Origin of the sequence: Prevotella vespertina, from assembly GCF_009728485.1 — a bacterium.
GTDB classification, from domain to species: Bacteria; Bacteroidota; Bacteroidia; order Bacteroidales; family Bacteroidaceae; genus Prevotella; species Prevotella vespertina.
In genome coordinates, this window is sequence record NZ_VVIQ01000004.1 from 36,332 (window position 1) to 57,376 (window position 21,045).

Sequence of the window (21,045 nt, forward strand, 5' to 3'; positions counted from 1 at the left end):
GGTAGGGAAAAAGATGTATATTACAAAGATAGAGATTGCTCATTTGGTAAAAAACCGTACCTTTGTGGATAAGAAATAACTTACTGATTAATCAAAACAAGGATATGGCAAAAGTATTAGTAACAGGTGCAAATAAGGGTATAGGCTATGGCATTTGCAAATATTTGGGCTTGAGTGGATGGCAAGTGATTGTCGGTGCAAGAAATAAAGAGCGCGCCGAAGCTGCTATCAAAGCATTAAGACAGGAGGGAGTAGACGTTATTGGTTGGCAACACGTTGACCTTTGCAATAACGACTCACTGCTGGTTACTGCAAAAGAGATTAAGGAGAAGTATCCTGATTTGGCTTTGCTTGTAAACAATGCGGGGATACCTGGTGACATGGAGGTGCCTAGTTACAAGTCAGAGATGCGTGACGTACTGGAAACAATACAGGTAAATTATGTTGGAACATTTGCTTTGACGAAGGCACTTATCCCTTTGTTGGAAGTGAATAAGGGGCGAATTGTCAATATAACTGTGCCTTCTGAGGTGAGTCCCTACTGGCATCCGATGGCTTATGTGGCTAGTAAAGCGGCACAAAATGCGATGACTAGTATCATAGCAATGGAGTTTGATAAGAACAATCTACCTATTGATATCTTCGACATACACCCTGGTGCAACCACAACTGACCTGAATAACCATTATACAGGACCTGGTTCTCACTCTGTGGATGTTGTTAGTGAGAAGATAGCAGCAGTCATTAACGATGGTAAGAGACATCAAGGTGAGTTCATCGAACTCTACCCTATTGTTGATGAAGGACGCTAATAATAAATAAGGTGATTGGAGGGTTAAACAATACTAGAACCTTCCAATCGCTTGCCAAAGGTTATCATTAGGTAGAGGAGACTCTACTTTTATGAGTTCCTTAGATACTGGGTGGATAAATTCCACACGATGGCTTAACAAACAGATACCGCCATCTGGATTAGAACGAGGAGCCCCATACTTTAAGTCACCCTTAATAGGACAATCCATATTAGACAACTGGCAACGTATTTGATGATGCCTTCCTGTCATCAAATTAACCTCTAAAAGCGTGTAATGGTCTGTCTGATTGATAACCTTATAATGTAAGATTGACTTCTTGGAAGTAGGTACTTGATGATTATAAGCGTAACTCTTATTCTGCTTCTCATTACGCACAAGCCAATCAGTTAACGTCGCTTCAGATTCAAAAGGAGGTCGAGTAACGATTGCCCAATAGGTCTTATGCACCTCACCATTGCGGAACATGTTATTCAATCGAGTAAGTGCTTTGGATGTCTTAGCAAAGATAACTAAACCAGAAACAGGTCTGTCAAGTCTGTGAACAACCCCTAGAAAGACATTACCAGGCTTTTGATATTTTTCTTTTAACCATTGTTTGACAATCTCTGACAATGGTATATCGCCCGACTTATCGCCTTGCACAATCTCACCAGCCTCTTTATAGACAATTATGACATGGTTATCTTCATAAAGTACTTGCATAGTATATAGTTTTTCCAAGCCTCATTTAAAAGAGAGCTTGTGGTTCGGTGTATATTTCCTTTTAGTGATTTATGATTTTCAAGAGTATTGCTAACGCAAGTTTGAAGCCTTAGCAAGAATGCCTCCCTTCCCCTTGTTGGGGAATAGGGAGGCTTTTAATTACATATTCATACCACCATCTACCTGGATAACCTGACCAGATACATAGCTAGAAAGGTCTGAACCAAGATAAACTGCAGTGTTTGCAATATCCTCAACTGTACCACCACGACGAAGAGGAATCTTATCTGTCCACTCCTTGCGAATCTCTGGTGAAAGGGCTTGAGTCATCGCTGTATCAATGAAACCAGGTGCAATTGCATTAGCACGGATACCCTTTGGACCCATTTCCTGAGCCACACTCTTTGCTAAAGCAATAAGTCCTGCCTTTGAAGCAGCATAGTTAGACTGACCTGCGTTACCATGTACACCAACAACACTAGCCATGTTGATAATGCTACCACCACGCTGACGCATCATGACAGGTACGCACGCATGGATGAAGTTGAAGGCACTCTTCAAGTTAACAGCTATAACAGCATCCCACTGCTGTTCGGTCATTCGGAGCATAAGACCATCCTTTGTTATACCTGCATTGTTAACTAGGATATCAATAGAACCAAACTCTTCTTTAACCTTAGCAACGACCTCTGCAGTTTGTGCAAAGTCTGCTGCGTTACTAGCGTAACCCTTAGCTTTAACGCCCTTAGCAGCTATCTCTGCTTCAGTAGCCTTACCATTTTCATCAATAACAAGGTCAGTGAATGCGATGTTAGCGCCTTCCTCTGCAAATTTCAATGCTATAGCTTTACCAATACCACGTGCAGCTCCTGTGATGAGGGCTGTCTTACCTTCCAATAATTTCATATTGTTTTAGTTTATATTGTTAGTTATTACTTTATAATACCCTTACCCAGTGCACCATAAACCACCTTTGCTACTAACGGACGAGATGACTCTTCAGTTAATCCATGACCTAATCGACCATAGATAAATGGTACCTCTAACCCTTTAATACAATAATGTGTGATGTCTGCAACTAGCTCTACATTGTCAATATCAAACTCGCCATCTTCTTTCGCTTCAGCGTATACCTTGCGAAAGAGTTCAATCTCGTCTTCATCAAAGTTCTTGCGTACTTTCTCAACCATCCATATATTTCTAAAGAACTCTGCACGCAAGTTTCCATTACGCATAACCGTTTCCTTTATCATACTTAGGTGGGTGTAAATCAGTTCGATAATCTTATCTTGAGGTTTAATACGCTTTGCTGCCACCTCATCTAACTTATCCGATAGACGTTCCAACTCTGACTCTATCACTGCATAATATACATCATCTTTACTCTTAAAATAGGTGTAGAGCGTCCGTCTTCCTTTACCAGATGATTTCGCAATGTCGTTCATCGTTGTATTAGCAATGCCATTCTTTGCAAAGAGTTGGCGTGCTACATCAACAAGCTTCTGCCTAGTTTTTGATATTGACATTCGTTCGTTATTCCTCTAATCACTGATTTGCACGTTGCAAATCTTATGTGCAAAAGTATATATTATATCCCACATTAGCAAATTTAGAGCTATAAAACTTCATGATTAGACGATTAACTCGATAGAAAAAACGCATAAGGAAAGTTTTTACTTATTACCTTAACAAACACTACTTTGGCTTACTAAAAAGTCTCTTAAACCATAGTTCATTTAAAGAACAAGTTGCTGTCATTTTGAACAATTTGATTAACTCGCTAATTAAAAACAACTTAGAACCTACCAAATAATGATAGCAATGACTGCAAAACTATTCTCCCTCCGATCCACCTCTAGATATCGTTTGTATAGCCTCTTGCCTTTCAACCTCAGTCAGAGAATGTATTAGCAGTGGTGCGGAGCATTAACTCCACCAATATTCATCATCATCACGAAGAGTTTGAGCTTACCTCTCTCTATCTGATAACAATTAATTAAGACTATAGAAATGACAAAGGGTACAGCATCAAGTGCTGTACCCTTTGTCAATTCACATCTCTGTGAACGATTGAGCTTGACTTTTGGGTTACCGCCTCACGGCGTATACCCAATCATCTTGCGTCATTGTTATCCCTTAATCAATCTTATTTATTACCTAAACTAAACCTATTTTATTGAAACCTGAACAATCTCTTTTGTTCTACCTTAAACTAAATAACTAAAAACCTAAATCTATTACTACTAACCTAAACAATCTATTTGTCTTTTGACAATGCAAAGGTAAGACTGTTTTCGCACACATCAAAACTTTAGCAGACTATTTTTTGCATCACACATCATTTATTGACTTATATCAAAGGAAACGACTCTAAAAGTCTAAAAAAGGGGTAGAACTCTTCGTTCTACCCCTTTTTATATGTTTAATCACAAGTTTTTACCTATTTAATTAATCAATTAGATAAGGTATTGACTTGAGATACTTTCATTATTCAAAACACGCTTAATCGTCTCAGCAAACATATCAGCAACAGAGATCTGCTTAACCTTTGAACAGCGAGCAGTGTATGGAATAGAATCTGTGAAGACCATCTCTTCCAACGCAGAAGCCTCTACACGCTCTGTTGCAGGACCACTCATGACGCAATGAGAAGCAATTGCACGAACACTCTTTGCCCCTGCCTCCTTCATAATGTCTGCTGCTTTCGTAATGGTACCAGCTGTATCAACCATATCATCAACGATGATTACGTTCTTATCCTTTACATCACCAATGATCTGCATTGTATCTACAACATTTGCACGAGCACGTGTCTTATTGCAAAGAACGAGTGGACAACCAAGATACTTAGCGTATGTGTTGGCACGTTTAGAGCCACCAACATCAGGACTAGCTATAACTAAATCCTTCAAGTGAAGGCTCTGCACATAAGGAAGAAGAACACCGCTAGCATAGAGGTGGTCAACAGGAACATTGAAGAAACCTTGAATCTGATCTGCATGAAGGTCCATGGTCATCAAACGATCGATACCTGCTACACTCAACAAGTCAGCTATTAACTTTGCACCAATGCTGACACGAGGTTTATCCTTACGGTCTTGACGAGCCCAACCAAAGTAAGGCATAACAGCAATAATCTGTCGTGCAGAAGCACGCTTGGCTGCATCAATCATCAAGAGAAGCTCCATGAGGTTATCAGAATTAGGGAAGGTGCTCTGTACAAGATAGACATCCTTGCCACGAATACTCTGCTCATAAGAAACAACAAACTCACCATCAGAAAAGCGAGTCATCACTAAGTTGCCAAGAGGACAGCCTAAACTAGCACAGATTTTCTCAGCAAGATATCTTGTCTTAGTACCTGAGAAGACCAAAAAAGAGTTGTTTTCACTCATTTCTTTATATTGTTTATATTTATAAGGTATAAATCAACTGTTATCTACCGAAAGCCCCTAACAAATCGTGCGAAGCTTACGGAAGTATTTAATAATAGGGTTGAAGTTCTGCTCACTATGGATACAAAACTGATCCCAAAGGTCGTTTCGAACCACAACTCCACCAAAGTCGAGGTCGTGCAAACGTGGGAAATCATCTATCGTAATGCCTCCCATTGCATAAACATGCTTTCCTAAGAGCCCTTGTTTACGTGCTTCTTCCAATTCAATATCCGACAAGATATGTTCAGTAGCAGCCGTATTCTCACGAGGCTGATGGATGTTTTTCAGAAAGACATAGTCTGATTGTTTCTTAATTGCCTTTAGTTTCATCACATCGTCACAGCTCCGACTGATGTGCCCTCTATATCCGTGAGGTGCAGCAAGGTTGGGGTTATCCAAGTGGATACCACCTAGACCATACTCACTCTTCATCTGAAAGTGCTGATGTACAACTATTTTGCTATGATAATGAGATGGGATAAGAGCCAAAAGGCGCTCTAAATAAAGTGGAGACGGGTCAACCTTCGAGATGTGTAGGCAGTCAAGTCCTTCCTCGAAGAGCATACTTATTATCTTATCCTCCTCTGCAAAGAAGGTGGACTTAGTCATAATAACCAGCTTCATGCTCATACTTTATTTGTATTGCAAAGGTAGATATTATTTCTGAAAACCGCAAATTTTTCCTTATATTTGCACCATGAAAGTAAATCCAAAGACTTACAACGAACTCTCCCGACCGATGTACATATTGGAAGAAGAGCGTTTACGAAAGAACCTCCAATTGATCGCCAGTGTTGCTAAGGAGGCTGATGTTGAGATTATTCTAGCCTTTAAAGCATACGCTTTATGGCGTACCTTCCCCATTTTCCGTGAGTATATCCATGCCACAACGGCGTCCTCTCTGTATGAGGCACGCCTAGGCTTTGAAGAGTTTGGTGCTCCCACGCACACGTTCTCACCTGGTTATACGGATTATGAGATTGATGATATTGCACGATGCTCGTCTCATCTCGTATTCAACTCATTGTCTCAATTTGAGCGATACCACGTTAGGGCAAAGCTAGCAAACGCTCGCTTGAGTTGTGGACTACGTGTGAATCCAGAGTATTCAGAGGTAGAAACACTCATATATAACCCTTGCGCACCTGGAACTAGGTTCGGTATCGCATCTTCAAAACTCCCTGCTACACTGCCAGAGGGCGTTGATGGCTTCCATATTCATTGCCATTGCGAGAGTGGCAGCGATGTTTTCGAACGCACATTGGAGCATATTGAGGCGAAGTTCGCCAACTGGTTCCCACAACTAAAGTGGATTAACTTTGGCGGCGGACACCTAATGACCCGCAAAGACTACGATGTTTCACGTCTTATTCACGCCTTGAAAGAGTTTAAGAAACGCTATCCTTGGTTGAAGGTGATACTCGAACCTGGTAGTGCCTTCGCTTGGCAAACGGGATCACTAGTCGCTCAAGTGCTCGATGTGGTGGAGGATCATGGCATAAAAACGGCTATCTTGAACGTAAGTTTCACCTGTCACATGCCTGACTGTCTAGAGATGCCTTACCATCCTGCCGTTCGCAATGCGGAATTAGTTGATGAGGACGGATCTGCCGAGGGCGAAAATACGTACCGACTAGGTGCTAACAGCTGCTTGAGTGGCGACTGGATGGGGTCATGGAGGTTTGACCATCCGTTGCAGATAGGCGAGAATATCATCTTTGAAGATATGCTTCATTACACGACAGTGAAGACTAATATGTTCAATGGAATCAGTCATCCGGCTATCGCCCTACTCCATCCTGACAACGAACTAGAGGTCTTGCGAGAGTTTACCTATGAAGATTATCGGGATCGAATGGACTGATGGCACGCTCTTTGCTACTATCTTTAAGTATGAAATTAACTATTATAAGGAGGCAAAGATATGGCATTTATAGATTATTATAAGATTCTAGGTGTGGATCGAAACATCCCTCAGAAGGATGTGCGGGCAGCCTATAGGAAACGTGCAAAGCAGTTTCATCCAGACTTACATCCTAACGATCCGAAGGCAAAAGCTAAGTTCCAAGCTTTGAGCGAGGCGTTTGAAGTCATTGGAGACCCTGATAAACGCGCTAAATATGACAAGTATGGCGAGCAATGGAGGAATGCTGATGCCTACGAGCAAGCGGGTGGCTTCGGTGGTTTTAATGGTAGTCAAGGGGATGCAAACTCGTTTGGAGGATTCGATTTCAGCAGCTTTGGCAATGGCGGAGGCGGCTTCAGCAGCTTCTTCCAAGACCTATTTGGAGGTGCAGGAAGGCGTCGCTCATCGGCAGGAAGTACTGGAAGAGCTTACGGACAGCCTAATCCTGGACAGATGGAAGCCACTGTTGGCATTGATCTCTACACTGCCCTATTGGGTGGCGAAGTGGTTATCCAACTCTCTGGAGGCAACAAGGTAAAACTGAAAGTAAAGCCTTTAACACAAGGCGGAACGAAGGTTCGTCTACGTGGAAAGGGTTACGATAGGGGGGATGGTACCTTTGGTGACCTCATCATCACCTATAACGTGAAACTTCCTGACCATCTAACGGATCATCAAAAGGAGCTTATCGAACAGATGAGACGCGAAGGTTAACCCAAAGGAAGAGCCGCTTTATGGCTCTTCCGACCTACTTTTAAATTCTTCTTGTAGCCCTTCTGATTATCAAGTAGATACAAGTTCGATTGAAGAAGAGCCTTAGTAAGGTACAAAGAGACGCCCTTTTGCAATGCAAAAGGGCGTCTCTTGTCTTGAAGAAGAGCCTTTGGTACTCCTTAATGCACCACCACTACCCTACCAGCCAGCACTGCAATAAAGCCCAAAGCGAGGGAGGCTAGGATGTAAAGAACGGATACGACGAATCCATCACCACCTTTCATTAAGCCGACATTCTCATTCATAAAGGTGGAGAAAGTCGTGAATCCACCACAGAAACCAGTAGTTAGTAAAAGGCGAGTGGACGTACTAATACCTCCATTCTCACCCGGTAATGAGGAGAATATACCAATTAGAAAACATCCCAAAACGTTCACAACGAGTGTTCCTAAGGGGAAGGAACCGGCGATAGCAAGCTGAACATACTTCGAGATAACCATTCGAAGACTACCACCAACGAAACTTCCAATACCTACTAAAATAATATCTTTCCACATAATCGATACTTATATCTAATCGCTAAAACCATAAGTAAAACCCCACTCAACCTCCCCCAAGGGGGAGGAGTATCTAATAGTAGTTAGTTAAGGGACGCTTCCGTTCATACAAAGAGAGCGTCTCTTCATTATGAAGAAACGCCTCCTTTAATATGAAGAAGGCGTTTCCTACTCACATCCTAACACCCCCCTAAAGCACATCCCCTCCTTCGGAGGGACTTGGGGAGGCTCTAGAACACAAGATTAAAACCAAATCTTATACCATTCTTTGAGATTCCTGGCGCATGAGTATAGGTCAGTCTGCGCACATAATCGACCTCCAGACACTTGAAGATATTGTGTACTCCGACCACAAACTCTAGATAAGGATCATTCGTCATAACGCCTGTTCCATCAGGAAACTTATATAAGTCTGTATCGTTAGAGTTCTGTGGTAAGAAGGGATTGTTCTTATCTGTTAGGTGCCCCCACATGCCCTTGAAGGCTACATACTCACGCCACTTCAACTTCTTCAACAATGGAACTCGATTGAAAACTTTGCCTTCCAAGTCCCAAGCAAGGTTGAATTTAGCATACCTATCATTAAGGAACTCAAGTGGTTGCATGAGGTTGAACGTACCTAGGTGTTCAAAGTATGAGGTGTTGACAGGTGGTGTGATGAGGAAGGGGAATGGTACTTTATTCCATTGTGCACCTCCTTCTACACGTGTATCAACGTGTCCCCAGCTCCCTAACCAGAATCGTTTATAGATTGCGAGTTCGGTGAGATTCGTATTAAAGTGACCTCCTAAGAAGTTTTTTAAGCCCATTGTGTGCTTCAACTTGAACTCTGGAGCATCGAGATTCACCTCCATTCGTCTCTGTTTTGAGTTCACATAGCTCTGCCCAGGACGATAGTCTAAGCTCAAAGAAAGCTCCGTCAAACGAATACGATCAACCAACGAGCCATCCATCTTCTCGTATATCAACTTACCAGTAGGGCGATTGCTCTCTGTGCTAAGACCAATGCTTGTTGCCAAACCATAGTTTGTTTCCCACTCAAACTTTATCCTCTGACGATTGTAGAAATAGAGTTTCTCCACCTTTACAGGGCGGAAGGTCATGAAGATGTTATCCTTGTTATGCTTCAAATACTTATCTGATGGCGATTCAACATCTCTATTTGATTCGATGGAGATGGTGCGTATCGGGAACTCTATCGGTTGATATTCTGGCTTGTTGAAAGAGTATGTCACCTTCGCATCATAGTAGTTTTGATGCGACTTCGTACCATATGCGTAATAGCCTTCGAAGAACCAATGAGGATTAAACTTAGCCGTTGTTCGAGCAGAAGCACGCAATCGGATACCATCGACAAAGTTCTTTGAAATGAAGGTGTTAACCGGTCCGAGATCAACCTTACTAGGCTTATCTTCATTGCCAGTTTCGATGAAGTTCTCCACAAGAGCCTTCGTTGTAAACAGCAGCCACTTGAAGTGCTTGGTCTTAGACATGCGCTTCACGAACGAGTCCATACTGGCTTCGCTCTTGGTTAGTTGGGTCGTTCTGTGTGCTGCCCAGAAGTCATTATCACGCATTTTAGCGTTTGCATCATACGTAACCTTTGCCTTCCCCTTAAAGAGTTTGTCGTCAATAGGAGTGAAAGCATAGTTATTCATACCCGTTGTTCGTATCACAATGGCACGCTGAAGAAGGTCAGTAAGTTTCAACTCAGCCACCATGTTATCCGTTGTCAACGCCCATTCGCCATTGTCCAACTTAGTAAACTCCTGTTCAAACTTCATCGCATCGACAAAGTTAACACCTGTGTTTGCAGGCAACTGCATATCACATTTCTTCACATGCAACGTACTATCGTTCAGCACATAGAGCTCCCCACGGAAGCCAAAGTCCTGTTGGTTAGCTGGCATAAACTGCAGTCTGATACATTGATCTTGGTTTACATAGACCGTATCATCTATATAGAAATGATAGAAGGAGATGGCAGTTGAGCCTATTGGAGAGGGGAATCTCTTTTGCAGAAGGTCGATTTGATCATCATAGAGGTTGATGTCTTTGAAGAGATCCTTTACTATTGTGTTCAACGCCTCACCTGTTTGAATGAGTTTAGAGATACCCTTTGTCGTCTGACCTAACACTATATCCTTCTCGTCTCGAGGGTCTTTACGATAGATGTGTTGCGTGAGTGTTTCATCGACGGAGATAGGAAGTATGAGCTTGTTGTTATATGGGCACACCTCCACCTGATCGAGTAACCAAGGTGCTTTCTTGAACATCTTGCCCTCGATGTCATCGGGAGTTAGGTTGTTAATAGCCATCGTTACCTTCTGATACTTATCATATTGATAGTAGCTGTGGTTCGATAGTAACGACTCCTTCTTGGCTGCTATTACTCGTTTCATAAGCTCTACTGCAGGGTTATCCTTGCGTGAATAACGATGCCTGCGTTTGGCTTTTACCACCACACCTTGCAGTTGCTTTGAATCGGCAATAAGCGTTATATGTAACGTATTAGGCGTGTCATCCGTCACTTTGATTCGACGAGGTTTATAGCCAACTGCCGTCACGGTGAGTTGTTCACCAGCTTTCTTCTCTATGGTGAAATGCCCGTCTGCATCGCTCGAAGCCCCTACCTTGAGTGTTCGATAGATGGCATTGGCATAAGGAATACTGTCTCCTGTCTGTGAGTCAACCACATAACATTGCAGCAAAGTACTATCGACTATAGGGGCAGGCTTGCTTACCTCCTTTGCAAGAGAGTCCATCATCTGAATAAGCGAGTCGGTAGCAAGTGCCATAGAATCAGTGCCTAATAACAATGAATCAGCCTTAACTGGTAGGGAGTCTACCTTTAAGACTGAAGGAAGAGGTTGTTGCGCATGAGCTATTGACGTGCCCACTACAATGAAAAGGCACATCAACAGCATTATATTCAGTCGGTCTCGAAGCACAGAGAACACTGACTTTTGATGTTTTCTTACTCTATCTAATACCATCTTTTTAAATCACTTTTAAGCCCTTCCGAACGACTATATCGGATACAGAAACACTAGTCGATTTCTTCGTCGGCAGCGTATCCACCCATCTCACGAATAGCATTCTTGAGTATTGTGTATTGTTCGAAGAGGTTATTGACAGGCTCTTCACCTTGCGTGAAGTCGTGCATTGGGCTCTTTAGGAAGAAGCTCAAGAAGCGTTGAATACCATATCTTCCAGCCCTAGCAGCCACATCTGACAATAAAACAAGGTCTAGTAACAAGGGTGCGGCAAGGATAGAATCACGGCAAAGGAAGTTTATCTTGATCTGCATTGGGTATCCCATCCATCCAAAGATATCAATGTTATCCCATCCTTCTTTGTCATCGTTGCGTGGAGGATAGTAGTTGATACGCACCTTGTGATAGATGTTTCCATATAAATCGGGCTGCTCCTCTGGTTTACAAATGGTCTCCAAGGTGGACAGCTTACTAACTTCTTTGGTGTGGAAATTGGCTGGCTCGTCCAGAACAAGCCCATCCCTATTACCGAGGATATTGGTTGAGAACCATCCTGCCAAGCCCAAATTACGGGTCTTAATGATAGGTGCAAAGCCTGATTTAACCAGTGTTTGCCCTGTTTTGAAGTCCTTTCCTGCAATTGGCATGTGCGTCTTCTCTGCTAATTCCCACATCGCGGGAATGTCCACAGTAGTGTTAGGAGCACCCATGATAAACGGGCATCTCTCCTCCAAAGCAGCGTAAGCATAACACATGGAAGGAGCTATGTGCTCTCTGTCGTCAGCCTTCATCGCAGCTTGCAGTTGGTCGAGTGTCTTATGATAAGCCGCATCGTAAGGTACATATATCTCAGTAGATGCAGCCCAGATAACCACTACTCTATCGCATTGCTCACGCTCTTTAAAGTCGCGGATATCAGCTCTTAACGCCTCAACCATGTCCCATCTCGTCTTGCAATCCTTAACATTGTCGCCATCAAGACGCTTGGCGTAATTCTTGTCGAAGGCTGCTTTCATAGGCTTAATAGCCATCAGCTCATCCCGAACAGGCTCAATGTCTTTCGCCTTCAAGACCTCTGCATAGACAGCAGCTTGATATGCGTTTTGAGGATAGACATCCCATGTTCCGAAGACAAGATCACGCAAGTCTGCCATCGGAATGATGTCCTTATAGTGTAGATACTGCTTATCGGCTCCATGCCCAACACGTATCTTGTCATATTGTGTCATCGACCCAATGGGCTTTGCTAGTCCCTTACGTGCCATCAACACACCCGTCATGAATGTTGTTGCAACAGCTCCACATCCAACGACCAACACACCGAGTCTACCTTCTGCAGGCTTTACATCCATTTGTTTCATACGTTTTATATATTATAAACTAAACGTTCTTATTTTATTTTTATTGCTTTTTTCTCTCTCTTATTCAGCTTGTTTACGCACTTAATTACACTCATTTGTACGCTAAAAGCGACTTTAATTCATGAATGATAAGGTCGGCAACGGGTGCTTCTGGCTCTTGTTTGTCCCATCCCTCACCCTTGAGCCAACAGGTTCGACAGCCTATCTCGTGGGCAGGCAGGATGTCCTTCGTATAGCTATCACCAACTACTAACACCTTGCGAGGCTCTACCTGCATAGCGGCAACGGCTTTTCTGAATATCTCTGAAGATGGTTTACGAACGCCTACAACGGCACTCTCGGTCACAACTTCAAAGAGATTAGACAGATGGAACTCATTGAGTACAACAGACATATTGCCATAGAAGTTGGTTACTAAGCCCAATCTGTATCGCTTCCGAAGCTGTTCAAGAACGTTCTTACTGCTTCCGATTGTCGTTTCCACCTTATTATATAAGTGGTCTTCGAGCCTGGTTTGCATCTTCCTCGCACTTTTCTCATCAATAGTCAGCCATCCTTTCTCTAAGAGGTAATCGAACTCTAAGCTGAGTTTCACCGATAACATCCTACGGAAAGTGTCGCTGACAGAAATCAAAGGTTCGCTCCCTAACTTACGTTCAGCATACACATAGGCTTCCCGAAACTGCTCTTCTGTCACAGAAACACCCATCGCTTCATATCCATGCCAAAGCATTTTACCCCAGTGACAGCCTTGTGTATCGAGCGTTCCACCGAAGTCGAAGAGGATAACCAACGGCTTTATCTGTCTCTCCTCACCGATGTACTGCATCAAAGACGCACACAATTTCTCGTGTTTCTTGTGCATATATATGTACATGAGGTTGTATATCGTGACTTCAAAAAGGAGGTAGATCCAAGGGCAATTCAGTAAGCAGGTGATGTAAAGGAGGATGGCTCTACTGTTAAAAGTAAGCAAGTTTGTGAAGGGCATGAGCGGTCGACTCCCTTTCAAAAAACGCTCTTTCAGTTCTTGCGGAACCAGCTCTATACTGCCATACTGCGCCATCAACGCTTTGTGGAAACGCTGAAAAGCAGGTGTGCGACGCTCCTGACTCCTGCAATAATACTGATAATTAGCGTGGAAGGCACGCTCCCAAAAAACATTCGGCTTGCCTTTCAGCGATTCAACAATCGCATGTTCCTGCGCATAAGAGCCTAATTCTGACCCTTTCTTACCCATCAGGAAATAAAGATGTATCTGACGATAATAGTCGCTCAAGGAGCTTTGTGGCGAGTGAGACAATAGACCTGCAACGGCTGCCAAGACCAATCCTCCAATGCCCCAAGGCACTGTTGTAAGGGGTATAGGTTCGTTCCAAAGGCGCAAGACAAGGGCTAGATAGATTGTAAAAAACCATGTATCACCAGCAAAACCATCCAAACAACGCCCCTTCATAGACCGCTGGTTGGTGAGACGAGCTAGTTGTCCGTCGGTGGAATCACAAAAGTTTGCAAGCATCAAAAGCACTACGCCCACTACATTATATAATGTGTCTGTGAAAGAGAACATCACTCCTGCCGCCACACCAAGGAATATGGAGAGGATTGTAATGCTGTTAGGAGTGACGCCAAAGCGGTGCCAGAACAAGGCAAAAGCAAGTCCGATGGGACGTGTGAAATGCACATCTAGCCACTCTTCGGTGTCTTCCGACTTCATAGAAGCACGTAGTAATGTTCGGAATTTATCTATTTTCTCTCTTATTATCATGTATCTTTCAAGACTTTCATTATCGTTTGTTAATTGTCAAAAGAGTATGCCTTTCACAACTGACGCACTCTTTCAACAATCGCTTGAGCTGCCTCTTGACGACAACGGGAGTAACTCGGCCAATCATTGAAGTCGATGATGACATAAGTTCCATCGGCTCGGATGATAGCATCGCCACCATAGATGGGGGTTTGCAAAAGCCTCGACAACTGTTCTGCATCGTGTTGCAACTGCTCTTTGGAGTAGCTGAAATGATGAGAAATACCATTCTGCAGCTCTGCACCAAACTTCGTTTCACCATCGTCACAAGGATAGAAACAACGAAAGAAATTCGTTCCTTCGACACCATAAAACTTGATTAAATCGCCTTCCACATGCGCTTGTACTATGAAATCGACGATTCCTCGCCGCTGGAAACGCTCTTTGGCAAGATTCAGTTCAGCCCGATTCGCACAATAGCAAACGTCCTCTTGGGTCTCTGCACTTTGATCGCCACGCTTCAGCCAATAGCCTTTTTCGCCTTCTGATGGTGGCAACGGAAGATGATTCTCACGCATTACTCGTTCTATATTACGACGTTGGCAGGCTCGCACACCAGCTGTGGGATTGAGCACACAAACGCCTTTTTCCTCCAATGTGGATAGATAATCTAAGGTCTGCGGAGCACGCCCCATGGAGAGAATGAGGGGTTTATCGATTGAAAGATTGCCCTTTGATAGACTCGTATTCAGTAATTGGATTGAATGTAGGGAAGTATCAAACGAATCTTCACTCACCACCTCTTCCGCACCCAATAGTCTACCGACTTCTGTCAAGATAGCCCAATCTTTCTCTTCAGAATGGGGCGAATAACGCCTTGCCCGTTGTATGAGTAACATGGTTAGAGCCTTTTATTCAGATATTCTTCAGCCTTTTTTATATCAGAAGCATGGTCGATGTCAAAGACTTTCGACAATGGATAAGCCTCAACACGAAGCCCTCCTGCCACCAAAGCACGCTGAAAGTTACGCATTCGATGTAGCCCTTTTGCAATGCAATCATTCAATATGGAGAGCGTTGAAGGGGCTAGTCCATAAATGCCCGCAGATACGTATTGCGTATCAGATTGTGCATTATCATAATAACCCGTAACGTGTAGTTGCGGATCAGTTGACACGTAGAGCGGTTTCTCATCATCGATATAGTCGGTCACACCCATCAGTGCATCCACCCCCTGATGTAGCCTTTCTCGGAAGGTAGAAACATACGAACTAAATGCTTGCTCATCGAAGATTGTATCAACAGTTGTCAGTATGAAGGGTTCGTCAAGCAGGTATTTTCGCAGTTCATAAAGGCTGTGCATGGAACTAGGAGTTGACTTAATCAGGAACTGCAAAGGGACATGATGCCCATTCAATCCCTGTTCCTCCACCTCCACAAGGTGCCTTGCAACATCCGTCATGTGCTCATTGCAGATAACAAGAATATCGGTTGCTTCATTCGCAACAAACACTCTTATCAAGCGGTCAATAAGCCGTTCTCCATTCACCTTAACCAATGGCTTGGAATCAGTAACACCTTCTTGTGCCAGTCGGGAGCCGTCTCCAGCGGCGATGATTGCGTATTTCATTAAATGCAAAGATACACATTTTTGATTTCAAAAAGCACAATTTGTAATTCAAAGTTGCGATTACTTCAAGTTGACGAGTAAACGAGTTGACACGAAGTCATCATATTTTTGGAGTCAAGGAGATACCTCATTGTCTTTTTTTTCGTATCTTTGTAGCTTTAAAAACATAGTTTGGAAGATTGAGGATAATAGTTAATGGAGTCACTCAAAGAAATCTTTAGAATAGGAAAAGGGCCTTCTAGTAGTCATACCATGGGCCCACAACGAGCTGCAATCATCTTTGCAGAACGTCACTCGGAGGCGTCACGTTTCGAGGTAACATTGTATGGTAGCTTGGCAGCAACAGGCAAGGGACACATGACGGATAAGGCTATTATCGACGTATTAAAGCCTATTGCACCTGTTGATATCATCTGGCAACCTAGCATCTTCTTACCTTATCACCCTAACGGAATGGAGTTTCGAGCTTATAACGAGGCTGGTGAGCAACTCGAGGAATGGATTGTTTACAGTGTCGGAGGGGGTGCGCTATCGGAAGGAAAGGCTACGGGCGATTACTTCAAACACCAGGAAGTGTATGATTTGCATACTTTGAAGGATATTCAAGGATGGTGCGAACATCACGGAAGGGGCTACTGGGAATATGTAAAGCAGTGTGAGGATGATGATTTCTGGGACTATCTACGTGAGGTTTGGCATACTATGCAGGCAGCTGTTGAGCGTGGATTGGATAGCGAAGGGGCATTACCTGGTCCACTGAATTTGGCTCGTAAGGCTCCAACTTATTATATCAAAGCACGCGGTTATAAGCCTTCTTTGCAAAGTAGAGGTATGGTTTATGCCTACGCTCTAGCGGTAAGTGAAGAGAACGCATCGAATGGTACGATTGTAACAGCCCCTACTTGTGGAGCTTGTGGAGTAGTTCCTGCGGTGCTTTATCACCTCTCCAAGGGTCATGACTTTACAGAGACTAAGATCTTACATGCCCTTGCAACGGCAGGACTCTTTGGTAACATTGTGAAGTACAATGCGTCTATATCAGGTGCGGAAGTTGGTTGTCAAGGTGAGGTGGGGGTTGCTTGTGCAATGGCATCAGCCGCCTCTTGCCAGTTGTTTGGTGGTAGTCCGTCACAGATAGAATATGCTGCAGAGATGGGACTTGAGCACCATCTCGGTATGACCTGCGACCCAGTTTGTGGTTTGGTACAGATACCTTGTATTGAACGTAATGCCTTTGCAGCTTGTAGAGCACTAGATGCTCAACTCTACGCATCGTTTAGTGATGGCAGTCACCGTGTATCCTTTGACAGGGTTGTAGAGGTGATGAAGCAGACAGGACACGATATTCCGTCATTGTACAAAGAGACGAGTGAGGGTGGATTAGCGAAGGATTATCAGGTATAAGACGAGGACATAAGCCTCCCCCAACCCCTCCGAAAGGAAAAGAAGAAGCCTCACCCCCGTCCCCTCTCCAAATGGAGAGGGGCGTGAATACTGCTGATTGCAAATAAAGGGGGCGTTTCTTCGGTGTGAAGAGAGGCTCTTTTCGACATAAGGAAACGCCCTTCTCTAATGGAGAAGGGCGTTTCGTTAATTCTAGAATATTATTATCTCTATTCCTGTTTAGCATTAACTTGCAAGCTAATAGCAGTCATCACTCCCCTCTCCATTCGGAGAGGGGTTGGGGGTGAGGCATCTTCTCTTTATTACTTTATCTTCGCTATCAACTCTTCTGGCGTTACAAGCGTTTGTTCACCAGTAGTCATATTCTTTAAAGTAACCTTTCCTTCTTCCATTTCCGACTCTCCAGCAAGAGCCACGAAACCAATGTTCTTTGCGTTCGCATAGCTCATCTGCTTCTTCATCTTTGCCTTATCGGGGAACATCTCGGTGCGAATACCCGCACGACGAGCGGCTGCTACGATAGGAAGACAGTATGCTGTCTCCTGCTCACCGAAGTTGATAAAGAGTAATTGAGTGCCTTGCACGCTCTCTTTTGGATAAAGGTCTAGGGTGTTCAAAACGTCATATATGCGGTCAGCACCAAAGCTGATACCAACGCCAGAGAGCCCTGGCATACCGAAGATACCCGTGAGATTGTCATATCGACCACCACCAGTAATAGAGCCAATCTGCACATCTAACGCCTTAACCTCAAATATGGCGCCAGTGTAGTAGTTAAGTCCTCGTGCCAAGGTAAGGTCGAGTTGTATCTCATTCTTTAGTCCGGACGTCTTCAACATATCAAGGATAAAGCGTGTTTCCTCAACTCCCTTTAGTCCAGTCTCACTCTCCTTCAAGGCTTCCGCAATCACTGCTAGCTTCTCTTCGTTGGTTCCTTCCAACTTAATGATAGGTTGCAACTTAGCAATCGCATCCTCTGATATACCATCAGCACGCAACTCCTCGTTTACATTCTCAAGTCCTATCTTATCGAGCTTATCAATGGCAACAGTGATATCAACAATCTTATCCTTCTCACCAATCACCTCGGCAATACCCGTGAGAATCTTTCTATTGTTGATCTTTATCTGTACTCTCACCCCTAACTTGGTGAAGACTGTGTCCACAATCTGCATTAGTTCCACCTCATTTAATAGTGAGTCAGAACCTACAACATCGGCATCACACTGGTAAAACTCACGATAACGACCCTTTTGAGGGCGGTCGGCACGCCATACCGGTTGTATTTGATAACGCTTGAAAGGCAACTGCAGTTCCTCACGATGCATGACTACGTAACGTGCGAAGGGGACAGTAAGATCGTAACGAAGTCCCTTCTCGCATAGTTTCGTTTGCATCTTCAACGTGTTACGCTCCTTGAGTTCATCGTCACTAACCGACTTCAGATAGTCACCAGAGTTCAACACTTTGAAGAGGAGTTTGTCTCCTTCATCGCCATACTTGCCCATTAAGGTGTGTAAAGTCTCCATGGCAGGTGTCTCAATCTGCTGAAATCCATACAAAGCATAGACACTTTTGATTGTATCAAATATGTAGTTACGTTTTGCCATCTCCTCTGGTCCGAAGTCACGGGTGCCCTTTGGGATGGAAGGTTTATTTGCCATTGTCTGTTATAGTTATTCTTCTTAATATAAAAAAGCAGTTAAGAGCGTCGAAGGAGATAGAGAAGTGAAAGAAACGATATTGTCAGTTATAGAGGAGAGAACCATCTAATGACCTTATAACCTTGTTCTTTTACTTCCCTAACAACCTTATTCTCTTAACTATTTAAAATTCTTTTGTTCCTATATTGATTATAGAACGATTGTCTGCTCACGGTCAGGACCGATAGAGATAATGCCAATCTTGGTCTCAAGATACTCCTCCAAGAAAGCAACATACTCGCAGAACTCCTGTGGGAACTCTGCTGCAGAACGACAGTGAGTCATATCCTTCTTCCAACCACGGAACTCCTTATAGATTGGTTTCACATCATCAATCTCGTATGGGAAATCCTGTGTTTGTGTACCATCAGGAAGCTCGTATGCAACGCAAGCCTTTATGGTTTCGAAGGTGTCAAGTACGTCACTCTTCATCATAATGAGCTCTGTAACACCATCAACCATTACTGAGTAACGAAGTTGAACAAGGTCTATCCAACCGCAACGACGTTCTCTTCCTGTTACAGCACCATACTCATGACCAAGGTCACGAATCCTCTTTCCAGTCTCATCAAACAACTCGGTTGGGAATGGACCAGCACCAACTCGTGTGCAATATGCCTTCATGATACCATAGACATTGCCCACTTTATTAGGTCCAATACCTAGTCCTGTACAAGCTCCAGCACATATAGTATTGGATGAAGTAACAAATGGATAAGAACCAAAGTCGACGTCAAGCATTGTTCCTTGAGCACCTTCACAGAGGATGTTCTTGCCGTCACGTAATAGATGATTGATGACATGCTCAGAGTCAACAAACTCAAACTCTTTCATGTACTCAATGCCTTCCATCCATAGTTTCTCAGTATCTTCAAAACCTTCAAAGTCAGTCCACCCCAATGCAGCTAACATCTTCATGTGGCGTTCCTTGTGCTCTGCATACTTACGATCGAAGTCACATAAGATATCTCCTACACGCAATCCATTACGGCTAATCTTATCTGTGTAGGTAGGACCAATGCCCTTACCTGTTGTGCCAACTCTATTCTTTCCCTTAGCAGCCTCGTATGCTCTATCAAGGATGCGATGGGTTGGCATGATGAGATGAGCCTTCTTTGAGATACGCAAACGTTGCTTAAGTGGGTGCCCACTCTTCTCTAACACCTTTGCTTCTCCCATAAAGAGATCAGGTGCCAAGACCACTCCATTACCTATGATATTGACCTTTCCTCCCTGGAAGATACCCGATGGGATGGAACGTAAAACATACTTCTCTCCCTCGAATTCAAGCGTGTGTCCTGCATTAGGACCACCCTGAAATCGAGCCACAACATCATAACGTGGTGTGAGTACATCTACGACCTTTCCCTTACCTTCATCACCCCATTGGAGACCCAACAGGACATCAACTTTACCTGTGTTCATTTGCTTTTATGTGAGTTTTTACCTTGCTTTTGGGTTAAGAACTTGCTCTTCTGACGTGATAGAACAGCCTGACAGCGAGAGCATATACCATATATATATAATGAGAAACCATCTCTGCGGAACCGATAAAACTTAGTGTTTTTAATCGCTTCAGTGATCTCCTGAGACTCAACCTCGGTCACTGTTCCACATACAGTGCATATCTGGTGGATATGATCTTCATTATCGTAACAAGCCTCATACATGGTTTGTCCGATGAAACGATGCCTAACGATAAGGCGCAACTCTATGAATAGACGCATTGTATTATACAGCGTTGCACGAGATACACGGAAGTTCCTTGTTTCAAGCTCTACGCCCAATTCGTCTAAAGAGAAGTGTCCTTTCATGTCATACACGGCATCAAGAATAGCATACCGCTCTGATGTCTTGCGATGATTATTCGCTTCGAGGTACTCATCCAGAATATCTCGAACTCTTTTTTTGACTATGTCTTTAGTCACAGCTTACTGATTAAATTCGCACAAAGTTAGTGTTTTTTAATGATATAACTAGTATGTGGTAATAAAAAAAAGTTAAAGCGGTGGGGAAGAGATAAGCCGCTTCATCTTACTAATGCAGGGCATTCTCCCCTCATAAAGATTCTTA

The 21,045-nt window shown here is 43.5% G+C and carries 19 protein-coding genes and 1 pseudogene; 4 read left to right on the forward strand and 16 right to left on the reverse strand.

Going from position 1 to position 21,045, the window contains the following annotated elements; translation table 11 throughout:
- Positions 1–104 precede the first annotated feature (104 nt).
- Positions 105–812, forward strand: a complete 708-nt coding sequence (locus F0475_RS04920; protein ID WP_155715738.1) for an SDR family NAD(P)-dependent oxidoreductase — start codon at positions 105–107, stop codon at positions 810–812.
- Positions 813–845: 33 nt separating this feature from the next.
- Here F0475_RS04920 and F0475_RS04925 read toward each other — a convergent pair whose 3' ends face one another.
- The 6 genes from F0475_RS04925 to F0475_RS04950 all read right to left on the reverse strand — a co-directional run bounded on the left by F0475_RS04925 (position 846) and on the right by F0475_RS04950 (position 5,578).
- Positions 846–1,517 carry an RluA family pseudouridine synthase gene (locus F0475_RS04925; protein ID WP_009435993.1) on the reverse strand — a complete coding sequence of 224 codons (672 nt, stop codon included), beginning with the start codon at positions 1,515–1,517 and terminating at the stop codon, positions 846–848.
- Positions 1,518–1,676: 159 nt separating this feature from the next.
- Positions 1,677–2,423, reverse strand: a complete 747-nt coding sequence (fabG, locus tag F0475_RS04930) for a 3-oxoacyl-[acyl-carrier-protein] reductase (RefSeq protein ID WP_155715739.1) — start codon at positions 2,421–2,423, stop codon at positions 1,677–1,679.
- 26 nt (positions 2,424–2,449) lie between these two features.
- Positions 2,450–3,043 carry a TetR/AcrR family transcriptional regulator gene (locus tag F0475_RS04935; RefSeq protein ID WP_155715740.1) on the reverse strand — a complete coding sequence of 198 codons (594 nt, stop codon included), beginning with the start codon at positions 3,041–3,043 and terminating at the stop codon, positions 2,450–2,452.
- A gap of 381 nt (positions 3,044–3,424) precedes the next feature.
- Positions 3,425–3,568 (reverse strand): hypothetical protein, encoded by a 144-nt coding sequence (locus tag F0475_RS04940; RefSeq protein WP_155715741.1) that lies wholly within the window; start codon positions 3,566–3,568, stop codon positions 3,425–3,427.
- A gap of 405 nt (positions 3,569–3,973) precedes the next feature.
- Positions 3,974–4,912 (reverse strand): ribose-phosphate pyrophosphokinase, encoded by a 939-nt coding sequence (locus tag F0475_RS04945; protein ID WP_009435968.1) that lies wholly within the window; start codon positions 4,910–4,912, stop codon positions 3,974–3,976.
- Between the two features lie 57 nt (positions 4,913–4,969).
- On the reverse strand, positions 4,970–5,578 hold the full coding sequence (locus F0475_RS04950; RefSeq protein ID WP_199879791.1) for a thiamine phosphate synthase: 609 nt from the start codon (positions 5,576–5,578) through the stop codon (positions 4,970–4,972).
- Positions 5,579–5,651: 73 nt separating this feature from the next.
- On the opposite strand from F0475_RS04950, the gene nspC reads away from it, so the two are divergent.
- Positions 5,652–6,818 (forward strand): carboxynorspermidine decarboxylase, encoded by a 1,167-nt coding sequence (gene nspC / locus F0475_RS04955; protein WP_155715743.1) that lies wholly within the window; start codon positions 5,652–5,654, stop codon positions 6,816–6,818.
- 60 nt (positions 6,819–6,878) lie between these two features.
- On the forward strand, positions 6,879–7,574 hold the full coding sequence (locus F0475_RS04960; protein ID WP_155715744.1) for a DnaJ domain-containing protein: 696 nt from the start codon (positions 6,879–6,881) through the stop codon (positions 7,572–7,574).
- Positions 7,575–7,753: 179 nt separating this feature from the next.
- Here the strand turns inward: F0475_RS04960 and crcB are convergent, their stop codons facing one another.
- From crcB to F0475_RS04990, 7 genes and pseudogenes are all read right to left on the reverse strand, one after another.
- On the reverse strand, positions 7,754–8,131 hold the full coding sequence (crcB, locus tag F0475_RS04965) for a fluoride efflux transporter CrcB (RefSeq protein ID WP_155715745.1): 378 nt from the start codon (positions 8,129–8,131) through the stop codon (positions 7,754–7,756).
- A gap of 230 nt (positions 8,132–8,361) precedes the next feature.
- Complete coding sequence (locus F0475_RS04970) at positions 8,362–11,058, reverse strand: DUF5686 and carboxypeptidase-like regulatory domain-containing protein (protein WP_155715869.1); 2,697 nt, start codon at positions 11,056–11,058, stop codon at positions 8,362–8,364.
- A gap of 122 nt (positions 11,059–11,180) precedes the next feature.
- Positions 11,181–12,488 carry an inositol-3-phosphate synthase gene (locus F0475_RS04975; protein WP_155715746.1) on the reverse strand — a complete coding sequence of 436 codons (1,308 nt, stop codon included), beginning with the start codon at positions 12,486–12,488 and terminating at the stop codon, positions 11,181–11,183.
- Between the two features lie 91 nt (positions 12,489–12,579).
- Positions 12,580–13,317: an HAD family hydrolase gene (locus tag F0475_RS11970; RefSeq protein WP_317163193.1), complete on the reverse strand. Its 738-nt coding sequence runs from the start codon at positions 13,315–13,317 to the stop codon at positions 12,580–12,582.
- Positions 13,318–14,256: pseudogene (locus F0475_RS11975) on the reverse strand (CDP-alcohol phosphatidyltransferase family protein); the annotation flags it as partial.
- A 53-nt stretch (positions 14,257–14,309) separates the two neighbouring features.
- Positions 14,310–15,134 (reverse strand): hypothetical protein, encoded by an 825-nt coding sequence (locus tag F0475_RS04985; RefSeq protein WP_155715748.1) that lies wholly within the window; start codon positions 15,132–15,134, stop codon positions 14,310–14,312.
- Between the two features lie 2 nt (positions 15,135–15,136).
- Entirely contained in the window at positions 15,137–15,865 is a 729-nt protein-coding gene (locus tag F0475_RS04990; RefSeq protein WP_155715749.1) for a sugar phosphate nucleotidyltransferase, read from the reverse strand.
- Between the two features lie 195 nt (positions 15,866–16,060).
- Between F0475_RS04990 and F0475_RS04995 the strand changes: the two genes are divergently transcribed.
- Complete coding sequence (locus F0475_RS04995; RefSeq protein ID WP_155715750.1) at positions 16,061–17,269, forward strand: L-serine ammonia-lyase; 1,209 nt, start codon at positions 16,061–16,063, stop codon at positions 17,267–17,269.
- A gap of 302 nt (positions 17,270–17,571) precedes the next feature.
- Here the strand turns inward: F0475_RS04995 and hisS are convergent, their stop codons facing one another.
- From hisS to F0475_RS05010, 3 genes are all read right to left on the reverse strand, one after another.
- Positions 17,572–18,933, reverse strand: a complete 1,362-nt coding sequence (hisS, locus tag F0475_RS05000) for a histidine--tRNA ligase (RefSeq protein WP_155715751.1) — start codon at positions 18,931–18,933, stop codon at positions 17,572–17,574.
- 189 nt (positions 18,934–19,122) lie between these two features.
- Complete coding sequence (locus F0475_RS05005; RefSeq protein ID WP_155715752.1) at positions 19,123–20,397, reverse strand: adenylosuccinate synthase; 1,275 nt, start codon at positions 20,395–20,397, stop codon at positions 19,123–19,125.
- Entirely contained in the window at positions 20,394–20,900 is a 507-nt protein-coding gene (locus F0475_RS05010) for a Fur family transcriptional regulator (protein ID WP_314518175.1), read from the reverse strand. The genes F0475_RS05005 and F0475_RS05010 overlap by 4 nt, the downstream gene beginning before the upstream one ends.
- Positions 20,901–21,045: the final 145 nt, after the last annotated feature.

What these genes read in the sequence shown, in the direction of transcription:
- F0475_RS04920 (WP_155715738.1), top strand. Translation starts at nt 105, where the DNA reads ATGGCAAAAGTATTAGTAACAGGTGCAAATAAGGGTATAGGCTATGGC.
- F0475_RS04925 (WP_009435993.1), bottom strand. Translation starts at nt 1,517, where the DNA reads ATGCAAGTACTTTATGAAGATAACCATGTCATAATTGTCTATAAAGAG.
- fabG (WP_155715739.1), bottom strand. Translation starts at nt 2,423, where the DNA reads ATGAAATTATTGGAAGGTAAGACAGCCCTCATCACAGGAGCTGCACGT.
- F0475_RS04935 (WP_155715740.1), bottom strand. Translation starts at nt 3,043, where the DNA reads ATGTCAATATCAAAAACTAGGCAGAAGCTTGTTGATGTAGCACGCCAA.
- F0475_RS04945 (WP_009435968.1), bottom strand. Translation starts at nt 4,912, where the DNA reads ATGAGTGAAAACAACTCTTTTTTGGTCTTCTCAGGTACTAAGACAAGA.
- F0475_RS04950 (WP_199879791.1), bottom strand. Translation starts at nt 5,578, where the DNA reads ATGAAGCTGGTTATTATGACTAAGTCCACCTTCTTTGCAGAGGAGGAT.
- nspC (WP_155715743.1), top strand. Translation starts at nt 5,652, where the DNA reads ATGAAAGTAAATCCAAAGACTTACAACGAACTCTCCCGACCGATGTAC.
- F0475_RS04960 (WP_155715744.1), top strand. Translation starts at nt 6,879, where the DNA reads ATGGCATTTATAGATTATTATAAGATTCTAGGTGTGGATCGAAACATC.
- crcB (WP_155715745.1), bottom strand. Translation starts at nt 8,131, where the DNA reads ATGTGGAAAGATATTATTTTAGTAGGTATTGGAAGTTTCGTTGGTGGT.
- F0475_RS04970 (WP_155715869.1), bottom strand. Translation starts at nt 11,058, where the DNA reads ATGCTGTTGATGTGCCTTTTCATTGTAGTGGGCACGTCAATAGCTCAT.
- F0475_RS04975 (WP_155715746.1), bottom strand. Translation starts at nt 12,488, where the DNA reads ATGAAACAAATGGATGTAAAGCCTGCAGAAGGTAGACTCGGTGTGTTG.
- F0475_RS11970 (WP_317163193.1), bottom strand. Translation starts at nt 13,317, where the DNA reads ATGCAGTACATCGGTGAGGAGAGACAGATAAAGCCGTTGGTTATCCTC.
- F0475_RS04985 (WP_155715748.1), bottom strand. Translation starts at nt 15,134, where the DNA reads ATGTTACTCATACAACGGGCAAGGCGTTATTCGCCCCATTCTGAAGAG.
- F0475_RS04990 (WP_155715749.1), bottom strand. Translation starts at nt 15,865, where the DNA reads ATGAAATACGCAATCATCGCCGCTGGAGACGGCTCCCGACTGGCACAA.
- F0475_RS04995 (WP_155715750.1), top strand. Translation starts at nt 16,061, where the DNA reads ATGGAGTCACTCAAAGAAATCTTTAGAATAGGAAAAGGGCCTTCTAGT.
- hisS (WP_155715751.1), bottom strand. Translation starts at nt 18,933, where the DNA reads ATGGCAAATAAACCTTCCATCCCAAAGGGCACCCGTGACTTCGGACCA.
- F0475_RS05005 (WP_155715752.1), bottom strand. Translation starts at nt 20,397, where the DNA reads ATGAACACAGGTAAAGTTGATGTCCTGTTGGGTCTCCAATGGGGTGAT.